Raw genomic sequence first — 19,260 nt, 5'->3', positions numbered from 1 at the left:
CGGGCCGAGACCGGATCAAGCCACGCCACGCGCCGGATCGGACGGGTCCGGATTCGAGTCGGCTTGCAGGACGTTCCGTGCACCTTGGTGGACGAACCGCACAGTCCAATACGTCCGTCACATAGACTTGTTGTCCTGGTTCAGCCCGCGGCGACCATCACATCACCGTTGCAGACGAGCAGCATTGCTATTCATTGACTTATTGTCTGCATTCGCCGGCATCAGCTGGCTCCCGGTGTGGTGAGAGGGGCGAGATGGAGGAGGCCGGCACGCGGCCTGTCGGAGATCCATCCAGCCCGACGGCACCGGTGGCCACGGAAAGCGAGCGGATCGTCCCCGACGACGCGGTCCTCCACGACGCGGCTCTGGATGACGCCTTCCCCGACGACGCGATCCTGGACGACGCGATCCTGGATGACACGGTCCTGGATGACACGGTCCTCGACGGACCGCTGACCACCGCGCCAGTGGTCGAACCGGGCGCCGAGGCCGACGAGGCCGGTCCCCTGTCGATACCGCCGGAGCCAACGGAACTACAGGAACCATCGGAACAGTCGGCACTGTCGGCACTGTCGGCACTGTCGGCACCACAGCCTGGTCGGGCCTCCCGCCGGTGGATCCGCCGGCCCCGGCGAGCCAACCAGCTCGGCGTCGACGGCATCGGCCGCCCCGCCCCGCGCGGCCCCCTGCGGCGTGCCCTGCTCGTCCTGACCTCGCTGCTGTCGCTGGTGGTCATCGCCATCACCGCCACCGGTTGGCTCGTCGTGACGTTCTACGACCGCCGGATCGACCGCGAGACGATCGCTCCACCCGCCGACATCACCGTCACCCGGCCGCCGTCGGCACCCGTCGGTTCCGAGACCTGGCTGCTGGTCGGTTCCGACATCCGCACCGGGTCGGACGCGGCGAAGGTCGGCGGCGCCCGGTCGGACACGATGATGATCGCCCACCTGGCGTCCGACGGGACGACCCAGATCGTGTCGATCCCCCGCGACCTGCGGGTACCCATCCCGGCCTGGACGGATGACGACGGCGACCGGCACCGCGCACGCACCGACAAGGTGAACGCGGCCTTCAGCGCGGGCGGTCCCGCACTGCTCGTGGCGACCCTCGAACAGGTCGCCGGGGTGCGCATCGACCACTACGCCGAACTGGACTTCGGCGGCTTCAAGCAGATGACCGCCGCGATCGGCGGAATCGACGTCTGCCTCAACGCGTCGACCTTTGTCGAAAGACATACGCTGGACAACGGCCGGACTGTCCGGTCGACGAACCTGAACGATCCCAGCTCCGGATTCGTCGGGCAGGTCGGGGTGAACCATCTCTCCGGTGAGAACGCGCTGGCGTTCGTCCGGCAACGGCATGGGTTCGCCGACGGGGACCTGGCCCGAATCCGCCGTCAGCAGGCCTTTCTCGCGGCCATGTTCCGCACGGTGCTGAGCGAGAACGTACTGCTGAGCCCGTCCCGGCTGACCTCCTTCCTCGGCGCGGTGACCGAGTCGGTGCTGCTGGACGACCAGACCGGATTCTCCGAGCTGCGCGAGCTCGCCGAGCGGATGCGCGGCATGACCACGGGCGCGGTGACCTTCTCCACCGTCCCGATCACCGGGCAGATCAACAGCCCCGTCTTCTACTTCCTCTACGACCCCGCCGCGATGAGACAGTTCTTCCGCGACGTCACCGGCAGCACAACGGTCTTCGAGCCGTCCGACGGTCCCGTCGACCCGCTTGACCTGAGCGCCGAGATCACACCGAGTGCGACTGCCGCCGCGGCCGGTTCGACGCCGGCGGCCTCCACGCGGCCCCGGGCAACGGTCACGTCGCCGGCCCCGCCGCAGGCCACCGCCACGCCCACCCCGGACACCGCTGGCACGACAACCGAGTCCGGCCCGAGCGCCCAGACCTCATCCCAGCCCCAGGCCACGGTCACCGCCTCTGCCACCGGGTCGAACGGCCAGCCGGACTCCGGCGGCTGGCCCCAGCCCTGGCCCACGGCGCTGACCGGCACAACCGCAGCCGCCGGGACCGTGAGCTGGGCCAGGGCCGCCGCTTTCGGATCGAACGTGACCGCGACCGGCGGGGCGACCCCGACCGGTGGGGCGTCCCCGACCGGTGGGGCGACCCCGACCGGTGGGGCGACCCCGACGAGCCCGTCCCCGACAGCGTCCGAGGCGCAGGAAGCGCCGGTGACCGCGGCGGCAGCCTGCATCTACTGACTCCGGCGGATGGCACCTGCCGGCGCCGGCCGCCGTCTGCCGCTGGTCCTGCTGCCGACACCGCGGTGCCGTGGCTCCGGCACCCCTGCGGCCAGCCGCCCCGCTACCGTCAGGACATGCCAGCCGCCTCCCCTGCCCCTGGCCACGCGCCCGGCCCCGGCTCCGGTCCCGTACCGGTCACCAACGCGCAGCGCCGAGCAAGTGCCGACCGGCTCCGGGCGGCCTGCGCCGACGGACGGCTGACCTTCGGCGAGCTCAGCGAGCGGACCAACCGAGCCTGGGTGGCTCGCACCACCACCGAGCTCGAACGAGCCGAGGCCGATCTGCGCGCGGGACACCCCGAGGGTGCGCAAGCCCGGCGCGCACCGCAGGCCCCCACCACGCGGATGGTCACCCTTCTCGGTGACGGCCGCCGCTTCGGGCGGTGGCGGCTGGCCCGCCGGACAGTGATCGTCAACGGTCTCGGCAACTGGGCCCTCGATCTGCGCGGGGCGCTGCTGGACGAGCGGATTCTCGCGGAGGCCACCGTCGACCTGTGCTTCGTCTCACTGGTCGGGGATCTGACCATCAGCGTTCCCGACGGTGTCGGCGTCGACGTGAGTGGCCTCGTCGCGCTCGGCGACCGCCACGTGGACCTGGCCGTGGTCCCGACCCGCCCGGGCATGCCCCGGCTGCGGCTACGGCTGGCCGGCCTGATCGGCGACCTGCGGATCACGAGCGGCTCGCTGCTCGGGCGCCCCGGTCAGGAGCACGGACGGGCAGGAGCCAGGGCAGCGGGGCAGCCCACGGGGCTGGTTTCGTCCGCGCGCGTCTGGTCCCGCCGCGGCTAGAATGCGCACTGATATTCTCGATCATGTCTTCCGGAGCACCGCGGGCACGAGCACCGCACGCTCGACCTATGTCGGCTCGGGCGATGTCGGCTCCGAGTGGCCGGAATGCGGAGCGGCCACGGCGACCTTCTAATCGGAAGGAGCGGACGCGGATCCCGCGGACCAGATCGGTGAGGGAGGGCTCGACCGATGCTTGACCCCAGAGACCTCTATGAGATCAGAAGCGAGCTGGACGACCTGGGCCGCCCCATCCTGATCGAGGCGATGACGGGCGTCGTCGACGCCGGCGGCGCGGTGGGTCTGGCCAGCGAGCACCTCACGACGACTCTCGACCACGAGCGGATCGTCACCTTCGACGTCGACCAGCTCATGGACTACCGCTCCAGGCGGCCACCGATGGTCTTCTACGAGGACCACTGGGAGAGCTACGAGGATCCGGTGCTGGCCATCGAGCTGCTGCACGACGAGGCGGGCACGCCCTTCCTGCTGCTCTCCGGTCCGGAGCCCGACCTGCACTGGAAGCGGTTCACCAGCGCCGTTCGGACGATCATGAAGGATCTCGGGGTCCAGATGTCGGTCGGGCTCAACGCGATCCCGATGGCGGTTCCGCACACCCGGCCGTGTGGTGTCACGGCGCACGCGACCCGCAAGGAGCTGCTGGTCGGCAACGACCCGTGGATCCGCCGGGTCTCGGTTCCCGGCAGCGCCGGGCACCTGCTGGAGTACGAGCTCGGCCGGGCCGGGGCCGACGCGATGGGCTTCGCGGCACACGTCCCGCACTATCTGGCCCAGGCGACCTACCCGGCGGCGACGGAGGCGTTGCTCAGCGCGGTGTCGAGAGCGACCGGGCTGCTGCTGCCGCTGGACGGGCTGCGGTCCGCCGCGCTGGAGGTCCGCGGCGAGATCGACAGCCAGATCAAGGGCGGCGGCGAGGCCGCGGACGTGGTCAAGGCCATCGAGGAGCAGTACGACGCGTTCCACCGTGGCCGCGAGGGCACGAATCTGCCGGTGGTCGACGGCGACGAGCCGCTGCCGACCGGCGACGAGCTCGGTGCGGAGCTGGAACGCTTCCTCGCCGAGCAGAGCGAACCGGGCGGCCCCCAGCCCGGCTGACCGGTACCGCCCCGACGGCCGCCCGCGATGTCACCGGCGCTGGTGGCCGTCCCCGTCGGGCTCCGCAGGTCCGCCGCGCGGTGCGTCGTCATCCGCGCCGGTGCGGTGGTCGCCGGCGGCGTCAGCCGCGGCGGCCTGCTGTTCGCGGTGGCGGGCGAGGTCGTCCATGACGAGCAGGTCGTGGCGGAAACAGCCGGTCCGATAGGCGGCGCGGCCGACCCGTTGCGCAATCACGGGCGCTGTGACCAGCTGCAGCAGGGCCACCAGCAGCAGGCCCACCGCAAACCGGAACGGGAGCAGCACGGCACTGCCGAGCAGGATCGCCACCAGGCCGACCGTCTGCGGCTTGGTGGCGGCCTGCAGGCGGGACGGCACGTCGGGGAACCGCAGCAGGCCCCATGCTCCGAGCACGCAGAACACCGAGCCGACCAGCAGGAGCACCGCACAGATCACCTGCCTGGCCATCAGCGGATCTCCCCCTGTCGCTCCACCAGCCGGGCCGCGGTGACGGAGCCCAGGAACCCCAGCAGGGAGACGACCGCCACCAGGGCGATGTTCCAGCCCTCCCGGCGCATCCCGATCTCCACGGTGACTCCCGCGGCGATGAGGATCACCAGGACGTCCAACGCGACGATGCGGTCGAGATCGGTCGGCCCGACCAGCAGCCTGGCGAGCGTGAGCAGCCCGGCGATGCTCAGCAGGACGAAGGTGGCCGTGTAGACAGCAGTCAAGATCATCCCTTCCCGGGCGGGCGAGCCCGCGCCCCGGTGGGCCGGCGGACGTCCTCCGCGAGGCCGAACGCCTTCAGCACTCGATGGTGCATGCTCCGGACGGAGTCACGGACCCGGTCCGCCATCCGGTCGTCCTCGACGGCGAGCATGTGGACGTACAGCGCTCCGCGCTGGTGGTCGATCTCCAGGACGAAGGCACCGGGTGCCAGCGAGATCGCGTTCGCCGTCAGCGTCGAGATGATCTCCGAGGACGCGGCCAGTGGCACCTCGACGATCGCCGACCGGGTCCGCGGCCCGTTTCTGATCATCTGGGCCGCGACCGACAGCGACGCCGGGACCAGATCGGCGAGGAGCCAGCCCACCAGGGCGAACGAGGGCAGCAGCCGGAACCGGACGGGCGCGTCGGCATCCCGCAGCGGAAACAGGACAAGCACACCGGCCGCGACGACCAGACCGCTGATCATCACCAGCGGTGTCAGCCGCCCCCACAGCGCCGCCCAGACCACCCAGAGCCACACCAGACGTCCGGGCCGGCGCAGCATCTGGCGAAGCGCCGCACGTGACCCGGGTCTCTCCACCAGCGGCTCGCTCTCGGCCTGCCGCCCGGCCGGTGTCGCGGTCATCGCCGGGCCCCGGCGGCACCCGCGCCGGTACCCGCGCCGGGCAGGACGGAGTCGATGTACGCGGTGGGCTCGAGCAGATCGCCCGCGGCCCGCTCGCTCAGCGACGCCAGCGGCCCGGCGAAGACCGCGACCGCGACGCCGGCGGCGACGACCCCGGCGGTCGCGAGCACCATCGGCCGGGTCACCGGCCCAGCCCGGCCGCTCCGTTCGGCGGCCTGCTCCGCGCCCGGTCGCGCGCCCTGCTCAGCGCCCTGTTGCGCGGCGCCGGGAAGGCCGCGCCGCGGGCCCCAGAACGCCTGGATCCACACCCGGGCCACGACATACAGCGAGAGCAGGCTGGTGATCAGGCTGGCCGCCAGCGCGACGTCCACCGGCCAGGTGCGGGTCTGGGCGCCGGCCTCCAGCAGCGTCAGCTTCGCGACGAAGCCGGAGAAGGGCGGGATCCCGGCGAGGCTGAGCGCCGGGAGTGCGAACAGCAGCGCGGTCACCGGTATCACGGCCACCAGACCACCGGTCCGACGCGGCACCGACGTCCCCGTATAGCGCGTGATCAGGCCACTGACCAGGAACAACGCGGCCTGCGCGAGGATGTGGTGCACCATGTAGATGATCACGCCGGTGAACCCGGTCACGGTGAAGAGCGACAGCCCGAACAGCATGTAGCCGATGTGGCTGACCAGCAGGAACGACAGCATCCGGTTCAGGTTGTCCTGGGCCAGCGCGCCCATCGCGCCGACGAGCAGCGTCGCGATCGCGGTGGCCAGCAGCAGCACCCACGCGCCGTCATGGTGGAACACGAGGGTGTGGGTTCGCAGCAGCGCGTAGACGCCGACCTTGGTCAGCAGGGCCGCGAGGACGGCGGTCACCGGCGCGGGCGCCGTCGGATAGCTGTCGGGCAGCCAGAAGTGCAGCGGCACCGAGGCGGCCTTGATCCCGAAGACGACGAGCGCCATCAGCCCGAGCGTCTCGGCCAGGCCCGGCGGCAGCCGCTGCATCCGTCCCGCGAGATCCGCGAGGTTGACCGTCCCGGTCGCCGCGTACACCAGCGCCAGCATCGTGAGGAACAGCAACGAGGACGTCATGCTGACGATCACGTAGGTCATGCCCGCCCGGATCCGTCCCGGTGTGGTGGCGAAGGTGATCAGCACGTAGGACGACACGAGCATGACCTCGAACGCCACGAACAGGTTGAACAGATCGCTGGTCAGGTAGGCGAGCGCCACCCCGGCGACGAGCACCAGATACACCGATTCGAAGACGGAGCTGCGGCCGAGCCGTGCCTCCTCGGTGACGCCCTGGCCGATCGCGTAGACGAGGACCGCGAAGGTCACGACCGCCGAGGTGAGCAGGAGCAGGCCGGAGAGCCGGTCGGCGACCAGCGTGATGCCTACCGGTGCGGGCCACCCGCCCAGGTTCGCGACCAGCGGGCCGTCGGCGTCGGCGATCACCAGGATGGCGGCGGCGTCCGCCACGACACCCGCGACGACGGCCAGCGCCAGCACCCGGCGCACGATGATCCATCTGCTGATGACCAGCACGGCGCCGGCGGCGAGCAGCGGCACCACGACCGGAAGGACCACCAGGAGGCTCACGGGTACCGCCCGCGGGCGTCGTGGCGTTCCAGCAGGCCGGGCACGGCCAGCTCACCCGGCTCACGCTGATCACCCGCCTCGCGCTGATCACCCGAGTCACCCGGCGCGCCCGCATCACCCGGCGCGCCGAAGGGCGGCTCGCCCCCGCCACGCTCCATCCGGGCGATGCGCGCGTCCTCGATGTCATCCCGGACCTCGTCGTCGCCGAGCAGCGTCCAGGCCCGGTAGGCCAGCGCGAGCAGGAACGTCGTCAGCGCGAACGTGATGACGACGGAGGTGAGCGCCATGCCCTGCGGGAGCGGGTCCGACATGGCCTCCGGCGGGACCGAGCCGACCATCGGCGGCTGCCCGCTCTCGCCACCGACCAGCAGCAGGAGCAGGGTCGTGCCGTGCCCGAGCAGGACGAGCCCGATCAGCACGCGCATGAGCGACCGCTGCAGCAGCAGATAGGTGCCGGTGGTGTAAAGCGCGCCCACCACGACGGCCGACGTCAGGTTCACCGGGCTCACGGCGACACCCCGATGCTCGGGTCATCGGCGGCGCGAAGCCCGGCGTCGGCCTCCTTGTCGACCGCTGTGCCGAGGGTGCGCAGCAGCTCCAGGACGACTCCGACGATCAGCAGATAGACCCCGCAGTCGAAGAAGACGCTGGTCACCAGCTCGACGTCCCCGAGGACGGGCAGCTCACCGTGGAAGACGTAGCTTTCCAGCACGGGATCACCGACCAGCGTGGGCGCCAGCGCCGCGACGCCGGCGACGACCAGGCCGGCGCCCATCACGGTGGTCGGCACCACCGGCACCGCGGCGCCGACCCGGTGCCGGCGTCCGGACACATAGCGGAGCACGAACGCGAGGCCGGCGACCAGACCGCCGGAGAACCCACCGCCCGTCCTGGTGTGGCCGGCGAAGAGCAGATAGAGCGAGAAGACCAGCAGGACGGGAAACACCGCCCGCGTCGTGACCTCGAGCAGAACGGACCGCCCGGGGCCCGGGGCGGCCCCGCCCCCGGTCGTGCCTCGCGGCGCGGTCGCCTCCCGCGGCGGCGGCGTGCGGGCGAACAGCAACAACGAGGCCACACCCAGGGTGGCGACCGCCAGCACCGAGATCTCACCCAGCGTGTCGAAGGCCCGGAAGTCCACGATGATCGCGTTCACCACGTTCGTCGCACCCGTCTCGGCCGGCGACCGGGCGATGAACTGCGTGCTCACTACCTCCGGTGTGGCCCGTGACCCGCTGGTCACGATGGCGAAGCCCGCGACGAACACACCGACCGCCCCCGCGATGGCGACCCGTCCCAGCCACAGCGGCGCCGAGCGGTCGGCTGTCGAGAAGCGAACCGGCATCCTTCGCAGCACGAAGACGAACGCGATCAGGGAGAGCGTCTCGACGAGGAACTGGGCGAGAGCGAGATCCGGCGCTCCGTCCACCACGTACAGCGCGCCGATGCCGTAGCCGGCGGTGCCCAGCAGCAGGGTCGCGGTGAGCCGTCCGTCCGCGCGGACCACCGCCAGCGACGCGAGGACGACACAGGCGGCCAACGGAAGCTGGATGCGGTAGTCCCACAGGGGCAACTCGTGCGGCCAGGAGGAGGCCGTGATCAGCGCGCTGCCGGGCTCCGCCAGCAGCATGACGAGGATGACCGCCAGGTAGACCGGCAGGGAGCCGGCCTGCAGCCGTCCGGTCACCGCCACCGCCGACCAGTCCAGCGCACGGACGGCCTGCTCGTAGCCGCGCTGCCCATCCAGCACCCGACGCACCCGACGCACCCGCGCGACCCACGCACCCGAGGGGACCAGCGGGGACCGTGCCGACCGCCCCGACCGCCCCGCCGGTGACGCTCCCGGGAGCCCGGCCGCGAAGAGCAGCGCTCCCCCGCCGATCGCGACCACGGTGAGCCACACGGGCAGGCCGAGCCCGTGCCAGAGCGCCAGATGGTAACGATCACCCGAGCTGGGATAGCCGTCCGCGTAGGAGCCGACGAGCCGGTCGACTGCCTGGTAGTTGAGGCCGAGGCCAAGGCCGGCGAGAGCCGGCATCGCCGCCGGGAGCACGAACAGCACGGTCGGCCGGGCCATCGCCCGCGGCTGGCGGCCCGAGGGCGAGGCGAAGGCGCCCCACAGGAACCGCAGCGTGTAGGCGGTGGTCAGCACCGCGCCGGCCACCAGGACACCCAGCAGCACCTGATCGCCCGGCCCGCCGTGGGCGAAGGCCTCGAAGGCCGCCTCCTTGCCGAGGAAACCGAGAAAGGGCGGCAGGCCCACCATCGAGGCCGCCGCGAACACGGCCACCGCGCAGACACCGGGAACGGCCCGCCCCAGACCGCACAGCTCCCTGATGTCGCGGGTTCCCGCCTGGTGGTCGATGACGCCCACGACCATGAACAGCGCGGACTTGAACAGGCCGTGTGCGAGCAGCACCGTGGCCCCGGCAAGCGCCGCCGTCCGGGAGCCGAAGCCGACGAGTGCGGTCAGGAAGCCGAGCTGGCTGACGGTGCCGAAGGCGAGCAGCAGCTTGAGATCGGTCTGGCGCAGCGCGCGCGCCCCGCCGAGCAGCATCGTCGTCGCGCCGATGACGACCGCGGGCACCCGCCAGCCCGGGACGTCGGCGAAGGCCGGCATCAGCGCGGCGATGAGGAAGACACCGGCCTTCACCATCGCCGCGGCGTGCAGATAGGCACTGACCGGTGTCGGCGCGACCATCGCCGCCGGCAGCCATGAATGGAACGGGAGCTGCGCGGACTTCGTCACCGCCCCCACCAGCACGAGCACCAGCGCGACCGTCACGACCGGGCCGGACGGGGGCGCGGCCACGATCGCGCTGATGCGGGTGGTGCCGGCGGTCATCCCCAGCAGAACGAAACCGAGCAGCATCGGCAGCCCGCCGAGCGTCGTCGTCAGCAGCGCCTGCAGGGCGGAGCGCCGGTTGGCCGCGCCGATCCCGTCCTGCCCGATCAGGAGAAAGGACAGAACGGTCGTGAGCTCCCAGAAGACGTAGAGCGTGAACAGGTCATCAGCCAGGACGAGGCCCAGCATCGCGCCGGCGAACCCCAGCAGCGCGGCGCTCATGCCGCCGAGCCCCCGCGGACGGGCGGGCGGACCAGCCGGAGCTCCGTGTGCTCCGCTTGTTTCTTTTGTCCCGTTTGTTCCGTGTGCTCCGTCGGCGTCGTGGTAGGAGAAGGAATAGATCATCACCAGCGCGCCGACACCGGTCACGAGCAACGCCATCAGCAGCGCCAGCGGGGTCAGCCGGAGCGCGAGCTCCAGGCCGACCGCACCCGCCCAGGGGATGACCTCCGTCAGCCCGGCACTCCCGGCCGCCCCGGCACCAGCACCGGCGCCACCCGTCGGCACGCTGTCGAGCACCGCCGGGATCCGGGCCACCAGCCAGCCGAACGCGGCGGCGGGAACCGTGGCCGCCAGCAGATAGCAGCCCCGCCCCAACCGGCCGGCCAGCGCGGGCAGGGTGACGGCGAGGAGCAGGTGGGCGCCTAGGGCAACGAACACACCGCTCGCCACCCATACATGTCCTCAGGCGCCGTCCCCGCTCCGGCCATCTCCCCGCACCCCCAGGTATCGAGTTGCCAAAGTGTCACGCTGCGCTGGGATCGGCCGTTCCGGCGCGCCAGCGCACCCGGCCGAGCCGCGCGCCCTGCCCCGGCGTCCGGCCGCGCCCGGCCGCGTCCGGCCGCGCCGGCCCGGGCGCCGGTCGCGACGACACGCCGAACCGACATCGCGACACGCCGAGCCAGCAACGCTTCCCCGACATTCACGACAGGTCACGACCAACCCCGAGACCGGACACTCGGCAGCCCCCACCAGCTACCCACGCGCCACGCGCACCCGACCGGACCACCACCCCGCCCCTCACGCACCGCAACCAGACCGATGTCGGCGCTGCGGGCGCACATCAGCCACGGCCATCCGGACGTGCTCATAAAGAAAAAACACCGACCGAATGAAACGAATAGCGACTACCAAGCGTAGCCATCCCACCTTCCGACCCCACGCCGGCAGACACCTCCCGCCAGGCCCTCCGGACGCCTCCCACCCCATCCGGACAGCGCCCAGAACTTGTCGAATGGCAACCAATGGCACCGGGAATACATTTCAGGCATCATGTCGTGATCATGGCACTAAAGGACTACCATCCGATCAGGCAATGCGATGTATGTGGTTTCGGTCCAGCTGGGGTACCCGGGGGGCTCGGTATGGTGCGGCGCCGCACGATGACACTTTCTGATCAGGGTCACGCCCATGGCCCCTCGGGGGCAGCGGTATGAGCGCCACCGCGATCACCTCCACCAAGGCCCCGGCAAAGCCACGGCAGAAGCGATTAAGCCGCCAGCTTCTCCTCACCGCGCATGTACTGGTCAGTGTGGGCTGGAACGGGGTTGCCCTCGGCCAGCTCGCACTGGCGGTGACGGCCTCCGTCAACGGTGACATCAGGCATCCCGCCTACGAGCTCATGCACGTATTCGACCGGGCGCTCAACATTCCACTCGCACTGCTCACACTCGCCACCGGAATCCTGATCTCGCTACGGACCCGCTGGGGTCTGCTGCACCACTGGTGGGTCGTGACGAAGCTGGCGATCACGGTGTTCGCCGTCATCTTCGCCGCCGGCTTCATGCGGACACTGATCGTCAGGGCCGGTGATGCCACCGCCGACGGCGAGATTCACTACAGCGCTCCGGCGGTGGCCATCATCACCGGCGCCTGCCTTATGAACGCCCTGTTCATCACGGCCACGTTCCTGTCGACGCTGAAGCCCTGGGGCCGGACCCGGCGCGGTCGGCAGGCCGGCCCTCGTCAACGCGGGCCGGTGCCCGTCTCGCCGGCCGAGCCGCCGGCCAGGCCGGCGGGCGAGACGGCGCCCGAGCCGGCAGGTGCCCCGCTACCGTCCCCCGCCGCGACGTCCCCGGGCGGGGCTCACCTCTGACTCCCGGCGTCGGCTCCCGCCGTCCCGGCGTCGGCTCCCGCCGTCCCGGCGTCGGCTCCCGCCGTCCCGGCGTCGGCTCCCGCCGTCCCGGCGTCGGCTCCCGCCGTCCCGGCGTCGGCTCCCGCCGTCCGGTAGCCAACTTCCGTCACTGTCAGATACTCGTCAACTCTGATGCGCGTCCACCTGGGCGGTCTCCGGCCCGCACGCTGGCAGGATCACGGCCACAGCCAACGGGCCTGCCGGTGAACCGCGCCGCGCACCGGAGGAGGGCCGACAGGCAGTGCGAGGACAAGACCTTCCCACGAGCGCGAGCGAGTTCGTCTCCCCGCTCACCTCGGACGACCCCCGTGTGATCGGGCCCTTCCGGATCCGCGGACGCCTCGGCGCCGGCGGCATGGGCACCGTGTACCTCGGGCACTCCCCCGATCGGCGACCCGTCGCGGTCAAGATGATCCGGGCGGACATGGCGTCCGACCGCACGTTCCGGCGACGCTTCGAACGTGAGGTCGCGGCGATCGGGCGGGTCGAGAGCCCCTTCACCGCACCCCTGATCGCGGCGGACGTCGATGCGCCCCTCCCCTGGCTCGCCACCGCCTACGTGCACGGCCCCACCCTGCGCGACAGCGTGGCCCGCAACGGCCCCCTCCCGCCCGCCAGCGTCGCCACGCTCGCCGCCGGGATCGCCCGGGCGCTGGTCGCCATCCACGCGGCCGGTGTGATCCACCGTGACCTCAAGCCCGCGAACGTCCTGCTGGCAGTCGACGGACCACGGGTCATCGACTTCGGTATCGCGCGGGCCGAATTCCACTCGGGCACCATCACCACCGGGCGCATCGTCGGATCGCCCGCCTACATGTCGCCGGAACAGGCCCGCAGTGGACGGGTCGACGCGTCGTCCGACGTCTTCGCCCTCGGTTCGGTGCTCGCCTTCGCAGCCACCGGCCGCAACGCCTTCGGGGAGGGCAACACCGCGGACGTCCTCTACCGGGTCGTCCGGGAGGAGCCGGACCTCACCGGCGTCGACGGCGAGCTGCATGCGCTCATCACCTCGTGCCTGCGCAAGGTGCCCGCGCAACGACCGACGCCCCGGGAGATCCTTTCCGGCTGCCACCACCAGCCGTCCGACAGCGCGCAGACGACGACCTGGCTGCCGGTGCCCGTGCTCGCCGAGATAGACCAACGCCTGCGACACCCTGCGGTGTCGGACGGGCCGGTCGAGCCCGGTGAGCGGCCAGCACCGGACGCGTCGGACGAGCCGGTCCAGCCCGGTGAGCGGCCAGCACCGGACGAACCGGACGCGCCGGATACGCCGGATACGCCGGATACGCGGGGCGAGCTGGGATCATCGGGCGGGAGCGGGCCCGGTGAGCGGGTCGAGCCGATCGAGCCTGCCCGGCCGGCTCGAGCCGGCCGGCACCCGCTGGTCGGGCTCTGCGTCCTCGTGGGCACCGCCGCCGCGACGATCGCTGTCATCGCCGTGGCACCGGTGGGCAACCGACTGCCCGGCCCCTGGGACCTGCGCGGACGCGGTAGCCACACCGAGACTCCCGGGCCGGCGGGGGTGAACGGCCCCGGCGAGCCGGCGGACCGCGACGATCTGAGTGGAGACGTTGCCGAGGCGCAACGCGACAGCTCGACGCGATCCGGGTTCCCAGGGCAGGATGCGATCGACCACCGCCCAACCACCGGCCCGGTGCCGGCCACCGGCCCGGTCGCGCCACCGACGACCCCCCGCGCCGAGACCCACGCGGACGACGGTCACCGTCGGGTTGAGCAGCCGGGCGAAGCGGGTTCGTTCTGGCTGGTCACCTCGCCGTCGGCCGACATGGCGGGCTCGCACTCGCACCTGCACCCCGCGGACCGCCCGAGCGCCACCACCGGCGGGGCACCGGCCGGTGGTGGGAGCCCGACGCCATCGGAACCGGGCGGCCCGACGCCACCGCCCACACAGCCGCACCAGGGGACATCGGTCTCCCCGCCGGCCGACAGTACTGATCCGGGCTCGGGAACCGACCCGGATCCTCGTGAGCGGCCAGACTCGTCGGCCCCGACGGCGACCGGAGCACCGACGCCCGCGGACCCGCCGCCCTGATCGGGAGCAGGCCCGGCGCGGGCTCAGACCGCCTGCGACGACACCGCGGTTCCCGCCAGCAGCTCCTCGGCCGCGACCGCGAAGACCTCGCCGCCGGCCTGGCGCAGCAGGCGACGTGAGGCCTGAAGCGCACCGGCACGCTGGCCCCTCGCCGTGCCGACGGCGGCCCGCAGGCGGTCCGCCGTGAGTTTCCGAGCCGGCAGCAGCACACCCGCGCCGGCCTCCACGACACGGCGGGCGACCTCGGGCTGGTCACGGCCGAACGGCACGGCGACCACAGGCACGCCCGCGGCGACCGCCTTCTGGACGATGCCCATCCCGCTGTGGCAGACGACGGCCGCCGCCCGCTCCAGGACGGGCCCGTGCGGCACGAACCGCTCGACGCGGATGTTGGGCGCCGCCGGCAGGTCGACACGCCCGAAGGCATCGGCGAGCGTGATCAGGACCCGGACCGGCTCGTCACGCAGCGCCTGGGCCGCCGCCAGGGCGAGACGCTCGTCGCCCTGGTACTCGGTCGATGTGGTCACCAGCACCCAGGGATCTCCGGGCTCCTCCAGCCAGGCCGGCGTCTCCCCCGGCGGGTCGTAGATCTGGGCGCCCACGAAACGGATGTGGGCGGGGACGTCCGAGCGTGGGTACTCCAGCGGCTCGCCGGTCAGCACCAGCACCTGGTCGGCCTCGAGGAGATAGTCGAGTGGGCTGGTCAGCGGGGCGAGACCCGCCCCGGCCCGCAGCTCGTTGAGCGGGGGCAGCATCGCGGCGCCGAACTGCCGGATGAGCAGCGGCCACAGCACCCTGTCGCGCAGTCGTCCCAGCGGGCCGGACGCCGGCGCGAGACCCATCCCGTACGGCGGGATGCCCTTGCCGGGCAGGGCGATCAGAGTCGGCAGGGTGATCCCCCACCGTCGCCCCGACGCCCGGGCGGCGACCGCGGCGCCATAGGCGTTGGTGTCGACGAGAACCACGTCCGGATCGGTCTCGGCGATGGCCCGGTCGAGGTCGGCCCGTTCCAGCGGCCCCCGCGACATGAGCCCGGCGATCGCCTTCCGCAGCCGCGCCGCGCCAGACCCGGTGGTGGGCTCCCTGACGTCGATCTCGTCGATGCGCGGATCCGTCGGCGCGACATGCAGGCCCTGGGTCCACGGGCCGTCGACGAGCTTGGCCCCGATCCGCAGGTGAACCTCGTGGCCGCGGTCGCGCAGCGCACGCAGGCCGGGCACCAGCGGAAACAGGTGGCCGGGCGCGGTGGTGCAGTAGACGAGATAACGGGCCATGGTCGCGCTCCTTCGGGCAGGACGGTTCGCCGCCCGGCGCCGGTCGCGTGGGCGGGAGAGACAGACGTGGGCGGGTGGGCGGGAGAGGCAGAGAAGAAGTCGGTGGGGAGACGGTTGCGGCGTCAGGGTGACCGGAGGCAGGCCGCGATGAGGTCCGCGACCGCGTGACGTGTCGCCTCCACGGACATCGCCTGATCACGGCGTAGGACGAGCCACAGCTCGACGCCGCAGACGGCGGCGAGCCGGCCCAGCAGATCGTGCCGCCGATCCGGGGCCAGGCCTTCGAGCTCCGCGGCGAACGCCGTGGCCGTCCAGTCGCGGTGGGCACGCCGGCCGGCCTCCGCCACCTCCGCCAGGGCGGGCGAGGCATCCTGCTGGCGGATCGCCCGATCCGTCACGTCGCCCCACCGCTCGTAGTGCCGGGCAAGACGCTCGGCGACCACCGCCGGATCGGAGACGTCCGGGATGCCTCGGGTCGCCTCGATCTGCGGCGCCATCCAGGCACTGATCGCCCGCACCAGGCCGTCCTTCGTCCCGAACCGCCTGATCACGGTCTGGACGCCGACCTCGGCGTGCTCGGCGACCATGGCCAGCGTGACCTGGTCGAACGGGTGCCGGGTGAACAGCTCGGCGCCCGCGGCGAGGATGCGTTCGGTGTTCGCCGCCGCGGCCTCGGAGCGCTGGCGCTGCTGGTAGCCGCGGGTCACCCTCGATTTCACGGTATGGACATTACCGCCGAATGGGGGAACGCGGAACGCGGGCGGCCTGTCACGCGCGCGACGGCGGGACGAACGCCGGACCGGGGCCCGAGCACGTTCGTCACCGCCGCCGCGGGGAGAGAGGAGGATCAGTGCCCGACGGCGTCACCCAGACGCTGGCCGCTCTCCAGCGCCGGCACGAGGCTGACCGTCGGGACCTCGAAGCGGTTGGTCGTCTCGTCCAGCACGATGGCGCGGGCCGTGGCGATGTCGAACCACATGCCGACCAGCTGCAGACGTCCCTCCCGCTCCGCACGCCGCACCACGGACAGCCCGCGCAGAGCCACCAGCTGCTGGGCGACGCTGATCCGGCTCAGCTCGTCGGCGTCCGTGGGCAGGCCACCCGCCACACGTTCGGCGCGTTCGAGCGCCGGCTCGCCGTGGCGCAGCCAGCCCTCCAGATGACGCAGCGGCGCCGTACCCGGAGCCGGGGCGTGCCCGTCGCGGTCGAACAGCGCGTTGATCGCACCGCAGCCGGAATGCCCGCAGACCGCGATGGTCCGGACCCCGAGCACCTCGACGCCGTACTCGATCGCGGCCAACGTCGAATCCCCGACCGCCTGCGGCCCGGGGACGAAGGCACCGGGCGTGCGCACCGTGAACAGGTCACCGGGGCCGCTGCTGGTGATGATGTTCGGCACCAGCCTGGAGTCGCTGCAGGTGATGAACAGAGTGGACGGACGCTGGCCCGCGCTCAGCTCGGTGAGGTACGGCTCGATCATCGGCGCGGTCCGGCGATGGAACTCGTCGACCCCGTTCAGCAGATGACTGTGATCATGATGATGGCCGTGCTGCCAGGACGACCACGGAGCCAGCCAGCGCGGTGGCCGGACCGCACCGCCCTGGCCGCCGCCGGGACGGGCACCCAGCAGGCTCGCCAGGATCCGCCGCTGGCGCGGATGGGTCGGCGCGCCAGGCAGCGCCAGCGGGACGGTGCCGACCGGGTCGACCGTCACCGCCGTCCCGGCGCGATGACGCTCGGCGATCCAGTCGTCCAGCATCTTGTGCGCGCCGTGGTCGAGGTAGTCGACGGCGAGGTCGAGCCGAACGGGTGCCCCCGGCGGCACCTCCGCCAGCCGCCGCGACAGCCGGGGCAGCGAGAGGAAGGTCAGCGCCCCCTCCACCACGACCCGCCAGGGCGATCCGGGGCCGGACGGCGGATGGACGTGGACCGGGGCGACCAGCGTCCGGCGCAACGCCAGCAGCAGTGCCGTGGCGACCCCGAGCAGGACGCCCTCCAGCAGGTTGAGCAGCACCACCCCGACGACGGTCGTCAGGTAGATGGCGAGCTCGCCGTGCTTGGCGATCGCCCGGATGTGGGCCAGATCGACGAGCCGGATACCGATCACGACCAGCAGGCCGGCGAGCACGGCGAGCGGGATGCGGGCCACCACCGGCGCGAGCAACAGCGCGAAGCCGGCCATCCACAGGCCGTGCAGGATCGCCGACCGCCGGCTGCGGGCACCCGCGCGGACGTTGGTGGAGCTGCGGACGATGACCCCGGTGACCGGAAGGCCGCCGAGCAGGCCGGAGACGGTGTTCGCGGCCCCCTGCCCCAGCAGCTCACGGTCGAGGTCGCCGCGCGGGCCGGAGTGCATCGCCTCCACCGCGACCGCGGACAGCAGCGACTCGATGCTGGCGACCAGGGCGACGGTCAGCACCGACAGCGCGACGGCACCCCACTGGCCGCTCGGGATCTCGGGCAGCTGGATCGCGCCGAGCAGGTCCCCGGGCAGGGTGACCCGCGGGACGTCGAACGGCAGCGAGATGACGGTCGCGGCGGCTACCGCCGCCAGCGGCGCCGGAACGGCGGACAGCGGCCGCGGCAGTCGCGGCCACCCGACGGTCAGCACGATCGTGATCACGCCCAGCAGCGCCGCGGCCGGAACCGACGGCGAGACGATCTCACCGGGCAGCACGACCAGGTTGTCCCACGCCGCGGAGCCGGCGGTGCCGCCGAGCACGACGTGCAGCTGGCCGATGACGATCGTGAGGCCGATACCGGCCAGCATGCCGTGGACGACCGCCGGTGAGATCGCCAGCGCGGCGCGGGCGACCCGGCTGAGCCCGAAAAGTATCTGCAGAACGCCGGCCGCTGCGGTGATGAAGCAGGCGACCCGCCACCCGTGGGTCACGACGATCTCGGCCACGACCGCGGTCAACCCGGCCGCCGGGCCCGAGACCTGCAGCGGCACCCCGCCCAGTGCGCCGGCGACGACGCCGCCGACCACCGCCGCGATGATCCCCGCGACCACCGGCGCTCCGGAGGCGACCGCGATACCCAGCGAAAGCGGAAGTGCCACAAGAAAGACCACGACGGATGCTTCGAGGTCATGGCGCCAGACCCCTCGCGGCGCTCCGTCGAGCGGGCCGCCGCGGTTCAGGCGGCCCGCGGCGGACGCGGTGCCCGTGGGCGCGGAAGACGCGGCGGCGGACGTGGAAGAAGCAGAAGAAGTGGAGGAAAACCCCAGATCGTCGCCGATTCCCGGGAAGCTCGGGTGTTCCGAAACACCGGCGTCCGTCGGGCGACCGCCGCGGTGCGGCTGGTCGGAACGCCCGGAACTGGTACGAGGTCGGGGGGCGCTTTCGGCCCCCGCATGGGAATCCGTCTCCGACGGATAGGGCAACGCGGTCGGGACGGATCCCGCCGGTGGCTTGTTTCTTGGCTCGTGGTGCTCGGCGTGCACGATCGTCTCCTCGGCGAGGGCGCAACGTCAGCGTCAGGCCATCAAGATCTCGATGTTGAGTAGTACAGGTTCGAACACGTTACGTGATTTGGAGCGGGACCCCTGCCTCCACCACCACTGCACGGCAGGAAGAATGTGCCCACCGGGTAGATGACCCGGGCAAGAATCCGGAATAGGACGCCTAGCGCGTCACTTCGAAATCATAGGGTAGCCGCCGCCGCTGACCTGGGATTAAAGGTCCGACGGCCCGGCTACCTGCGACCCGCGTCAGCTCGGGGCTTTCGGCCCGGGGGCGCGGGCACGCCCACCGGCAGCCCACCGGCCGGCCGGCCGGCCGGTGGGCGCCCACCCGCACAGCCACCCAAAGCGGATCCCGCACCGCCCCGCACCGCAGCACCAGCAACTCA

At 72.1% G+C, this 19,260-nt stretch carries 15 protein-coding genes; 5 read left to right on the top strand and 10 right to left on the bottom strand.

Going from position 1 to position 19,260, the window contains the following annotated elements; all coding sequences use genetic code 11:
- Window positions 1-308: 308 nt before the first annotated feature.
- The 3 genes from ACG83_RS15765 (at window position 309) to ACG83_RS15755 (ending at window position 4,159) form a co-directional block, all read left to right on the top strand.
- The gene (locus ACG83_RS15765; protein WP_235497929.1) at window positions 309-2,216 is read left to right on the top strand and encodes an LCP family protein; all 1,908 of its coding nucleotides are present in this window, start codon (window positions 309-311) and stop codon (window positions 2,214-2,216) included.
- A gap of 116 nt (window positions 2,217-2,332) precedes the next feature.
- On the top strand, window positions 2,333-3,046 hold the full coding sequence (locus ACG83_RS15760) for a DUF1707 domain-containing protein (RefSeq protein ID WP_054566949.1): 714 nt from the start codon (window positions 2,333-2,335) through the stop codon (window positions 3,044-3,046).
- Window positions 3,047-3,235: 189 nt separating this feature from the next.
- A complete protein-coding gene (locus ACG83_RS15755; protein WP_054566948.1) occupies window positions 3,236-4,159 on the top strand; it encodes a PAC2 family protein in 924 nt (307 codons plus the stop codon).
- 30 nt (window positions 4,160-4,189) lie between these two features.
- Here the strand turns inward: ACG83_RS15755 and mnhG are convergent, their stop codons facing one another.
- The 6 genes from mnhG to mbhE are packed head-to-tail and all read right to left on the bottom strand — an operon-like array spanning window position 4,190 to window position 10,607.
- A complete protein-coding gene (gene mnhG, locus ACG83_RS15750) occupies window positions 4,190-4,624 on the bottom strand; it encodes a monovalent cation/H(+) antiporter subunit G (protein ID WP_083473278.1) in 435 nt (144 codons plus the stop codon).
- Window positions 4,624-4,890: a monovalent cation/H+ antiporter complex subunit F gene (locus ACG83_RS15745; protein WP_054566947.1), complete on the bottom strand. Its 267-nt coding sequence runs from the start codon at window positions 4,888-4,890 to the stop codon at window positions 4,624-4,626. Before ACG83_RS15745 ends, mnhG begins: the two co-directional genes overlap by 1 nt.
- A gap of 2 nt (window positions 4,891-4,892) precedes the next feature.
- The gene (locus ACG83_RS15740) at window positions 4,893-5,513 is read right to left on the bottom strand and encodes a Na+/H+ antiporter subunit E (protein ID WP_083473277.1); all 621 of its coding nucleotides are present in this window, start codon (window positions 5,511-5,513) and stop codon (window positions 4,893-4,895) included.
- The gene (locus ACG83_RS15735) at window positions 5,510-7,105 is read right to left on the bottom strand and encodes a Na+/H+ antiporter subunit D (protein WP_054566946.1); all 1,596 of its coding nucleotides are present in this window, start codon (window positions 7,103-7,105) and stop codon (window positions 5,510-5,512) included. The genes ACG83_RS15740 and ACG83_RS15735 overlap by 4 nt, the downstream gene beginning before the upstream one ends.
- On the bottom strand, window positions 7,102-7,614 hold the full coding sequence (locus ACG83_RS15730) for a Na(+)/H(+) antiporter subunit C (protein WP_054566945.1): 513 nt from the start codon (window positions 7,612-7,614) through the stop codon (window positions 7,102-7,104). The genes ACG83_RS15735 and ACG83_RS15730 overlap by 4 nt, the downstream gene beginning before the upstream one ends.
- A complete protein-coding gene (gene mbhE / locus ACG83_RS15725) occupies window positions 7,611-10,607 on the bottom strand; it encodes a hydrogen gas-evolving membrane-bound hydrogenase subunit E (RefSeq protein ID WP_054567261.1) in 2,997 nt (998 codons plus the stop codon). Before mbhE ends, ACG83_RS15730 begins: the two co-directional genes overlap by 4 nt.
- A 772-nt stretch (window positions 10,608-11,379) precedes the next feature.
- Here mbhE and ACG83_RS15720 point away from each other — a divergent pair.
- Entirely contained in the window at window positions 11,380-12,042 is a 663-nt protein-coding gene (locus ACG83_RS15720; RefSeq protein WP_054566944.1) for a hypothetical protein, read from the top strand.
- Here the strand turns inward: ACG83_RS15720 and ACG83_RS45415 are convergent.
- Window positions 12,033-12,191, bottom strand: coding sequence for a hypothetical protein (locus ACG83_RS45415; RefSeq protein ID WP_161934766.1), 159 nt, complete (start codon window positions 12,189-12,191; stop codon window positions 12,033-12,035). The genes ACG83_RS15720 and ACG83_RS45415 overlap by 10 nt on opposite strands.
- 131 nt (window positions 12,192-12,322) lie before the next feature.
- Between ACG83_RS45415 and ACG83_RS15715 the strand changes: the two genes are divergently transcribed.
- Entirely contained in the window at window positions 12,323-14,134 is a 1,812-nt protein-coding gene (locus ACG83_RS15715; RefSeq protein ID WP_054566943.1) for a serine/threonine-protein kinase, read from the top strand.
- A 23-nt stretch (window positions 14,135-14,157) separates the two neighbouring features.
- Here ACG83_RS15715 and ACG83_RS15710 read toward each other — a convergent pair whose 3' ends face one another.
- From ACG83_RS15710 to ACG83_RS15700, 3 genes are all read right to left on the bottom strand, one after another.
- Window positions 14,158-15,408 (bottom strand): nucleotide disphospho-sugar-binding domain-containing protein, encoded by a 1,251-nt coding sequence (locus ACG83_RS15710; protein WP_054566942.1) that lies wholly within the window; start codon window positions 15,406-15,408, stop codon window positions 14,158-14,160.
- A 122-nt stretch (window positions 15,409-15,530) separates the two neighbouring features.
- On the bottom strand, window positions 15,531-16,127 hold the full coding sequence (locus ACG83_RS15705; protein ID WP_054566941.1) for a TetR/AcrR family transcriptional regulator: 597 nt from the start codon (window positions 16,125-16,127) through the stop codon (window positions 15,531-15,533).
- Between the two features lie 128 nt (window positions 16,128-16,255).
- Window positions 16,256-18,853: a SulP family inorganic anion transporter gene (locus ACG83_RS15700; protein ID WP_063793095.1), complete on the bottom strand. Its 2,598-nt coding sequence runs from the start codon at window positions 18,851-18,853 to the stop codon at window positions 16,256-16,258.
- Window positions 18,854-19,260 lie beyond the last annotated feature (407 nt).

The organism is Frankia sp. R43, assembly GCF_001306465.1.
GTDB classification, from domain to species: Bacteria; Actinomycetota; Actinomycetes; order Frankiales; family Frankiaceae; genus Parafrankia; species Parafrankia irregularis.
This window is presented reverse-complemented; position numbering and strand designations above follow the sequence as displayed.

Excerpts from the sequence above, each read along its gene's own strand:
- ACG83_RS15760 (WP_054566949.1), top strand. The coding sequence starts at position 2,333 with ATGCCAGCCGCCTCCCCTGCCCCTGGCCACGCGCCCGGCCCCGGCTCC.
- ACG83_RS15755 (WP_054566948.1), top strand. The coding sequence starts at position 3,236 with ATGCTTGACCCCAGAGACCTCTATGAGATCAGAAGCGAGCTGGACGAC.
- mnhG (WP_083473278.1), bottom strand. The coding sequence starts at position 4,624 with ATGGCCAGGCAGGTGATCTGTGCGGTGCTCCTGCTGGTCGGCTCGGTG.
- ACG83_RS15740 (WP_083473277.1), bottom strand. The coding sequence starts at position 5,513 with ATGACCGCGACACCGGCCGGGCGGCAGGCCGAGAGCGAGCCGCTGGTG.
- ACG83_RS15720 (WP_054566944.1), top strand. The coding sequence starts at position 11,380 with ATGAGCGCCACCGCGATCACCTCCACCAAGGCCCCGGCAAAGCCACGG.
- ACG83_RS15710 (WP_054566942.1), bottom strand. The coding sequence starts at position 15,408 with ATGGCCCGTTATCTCGTCTACTGCACCACCGCGCCCGGCCACCTGTTT.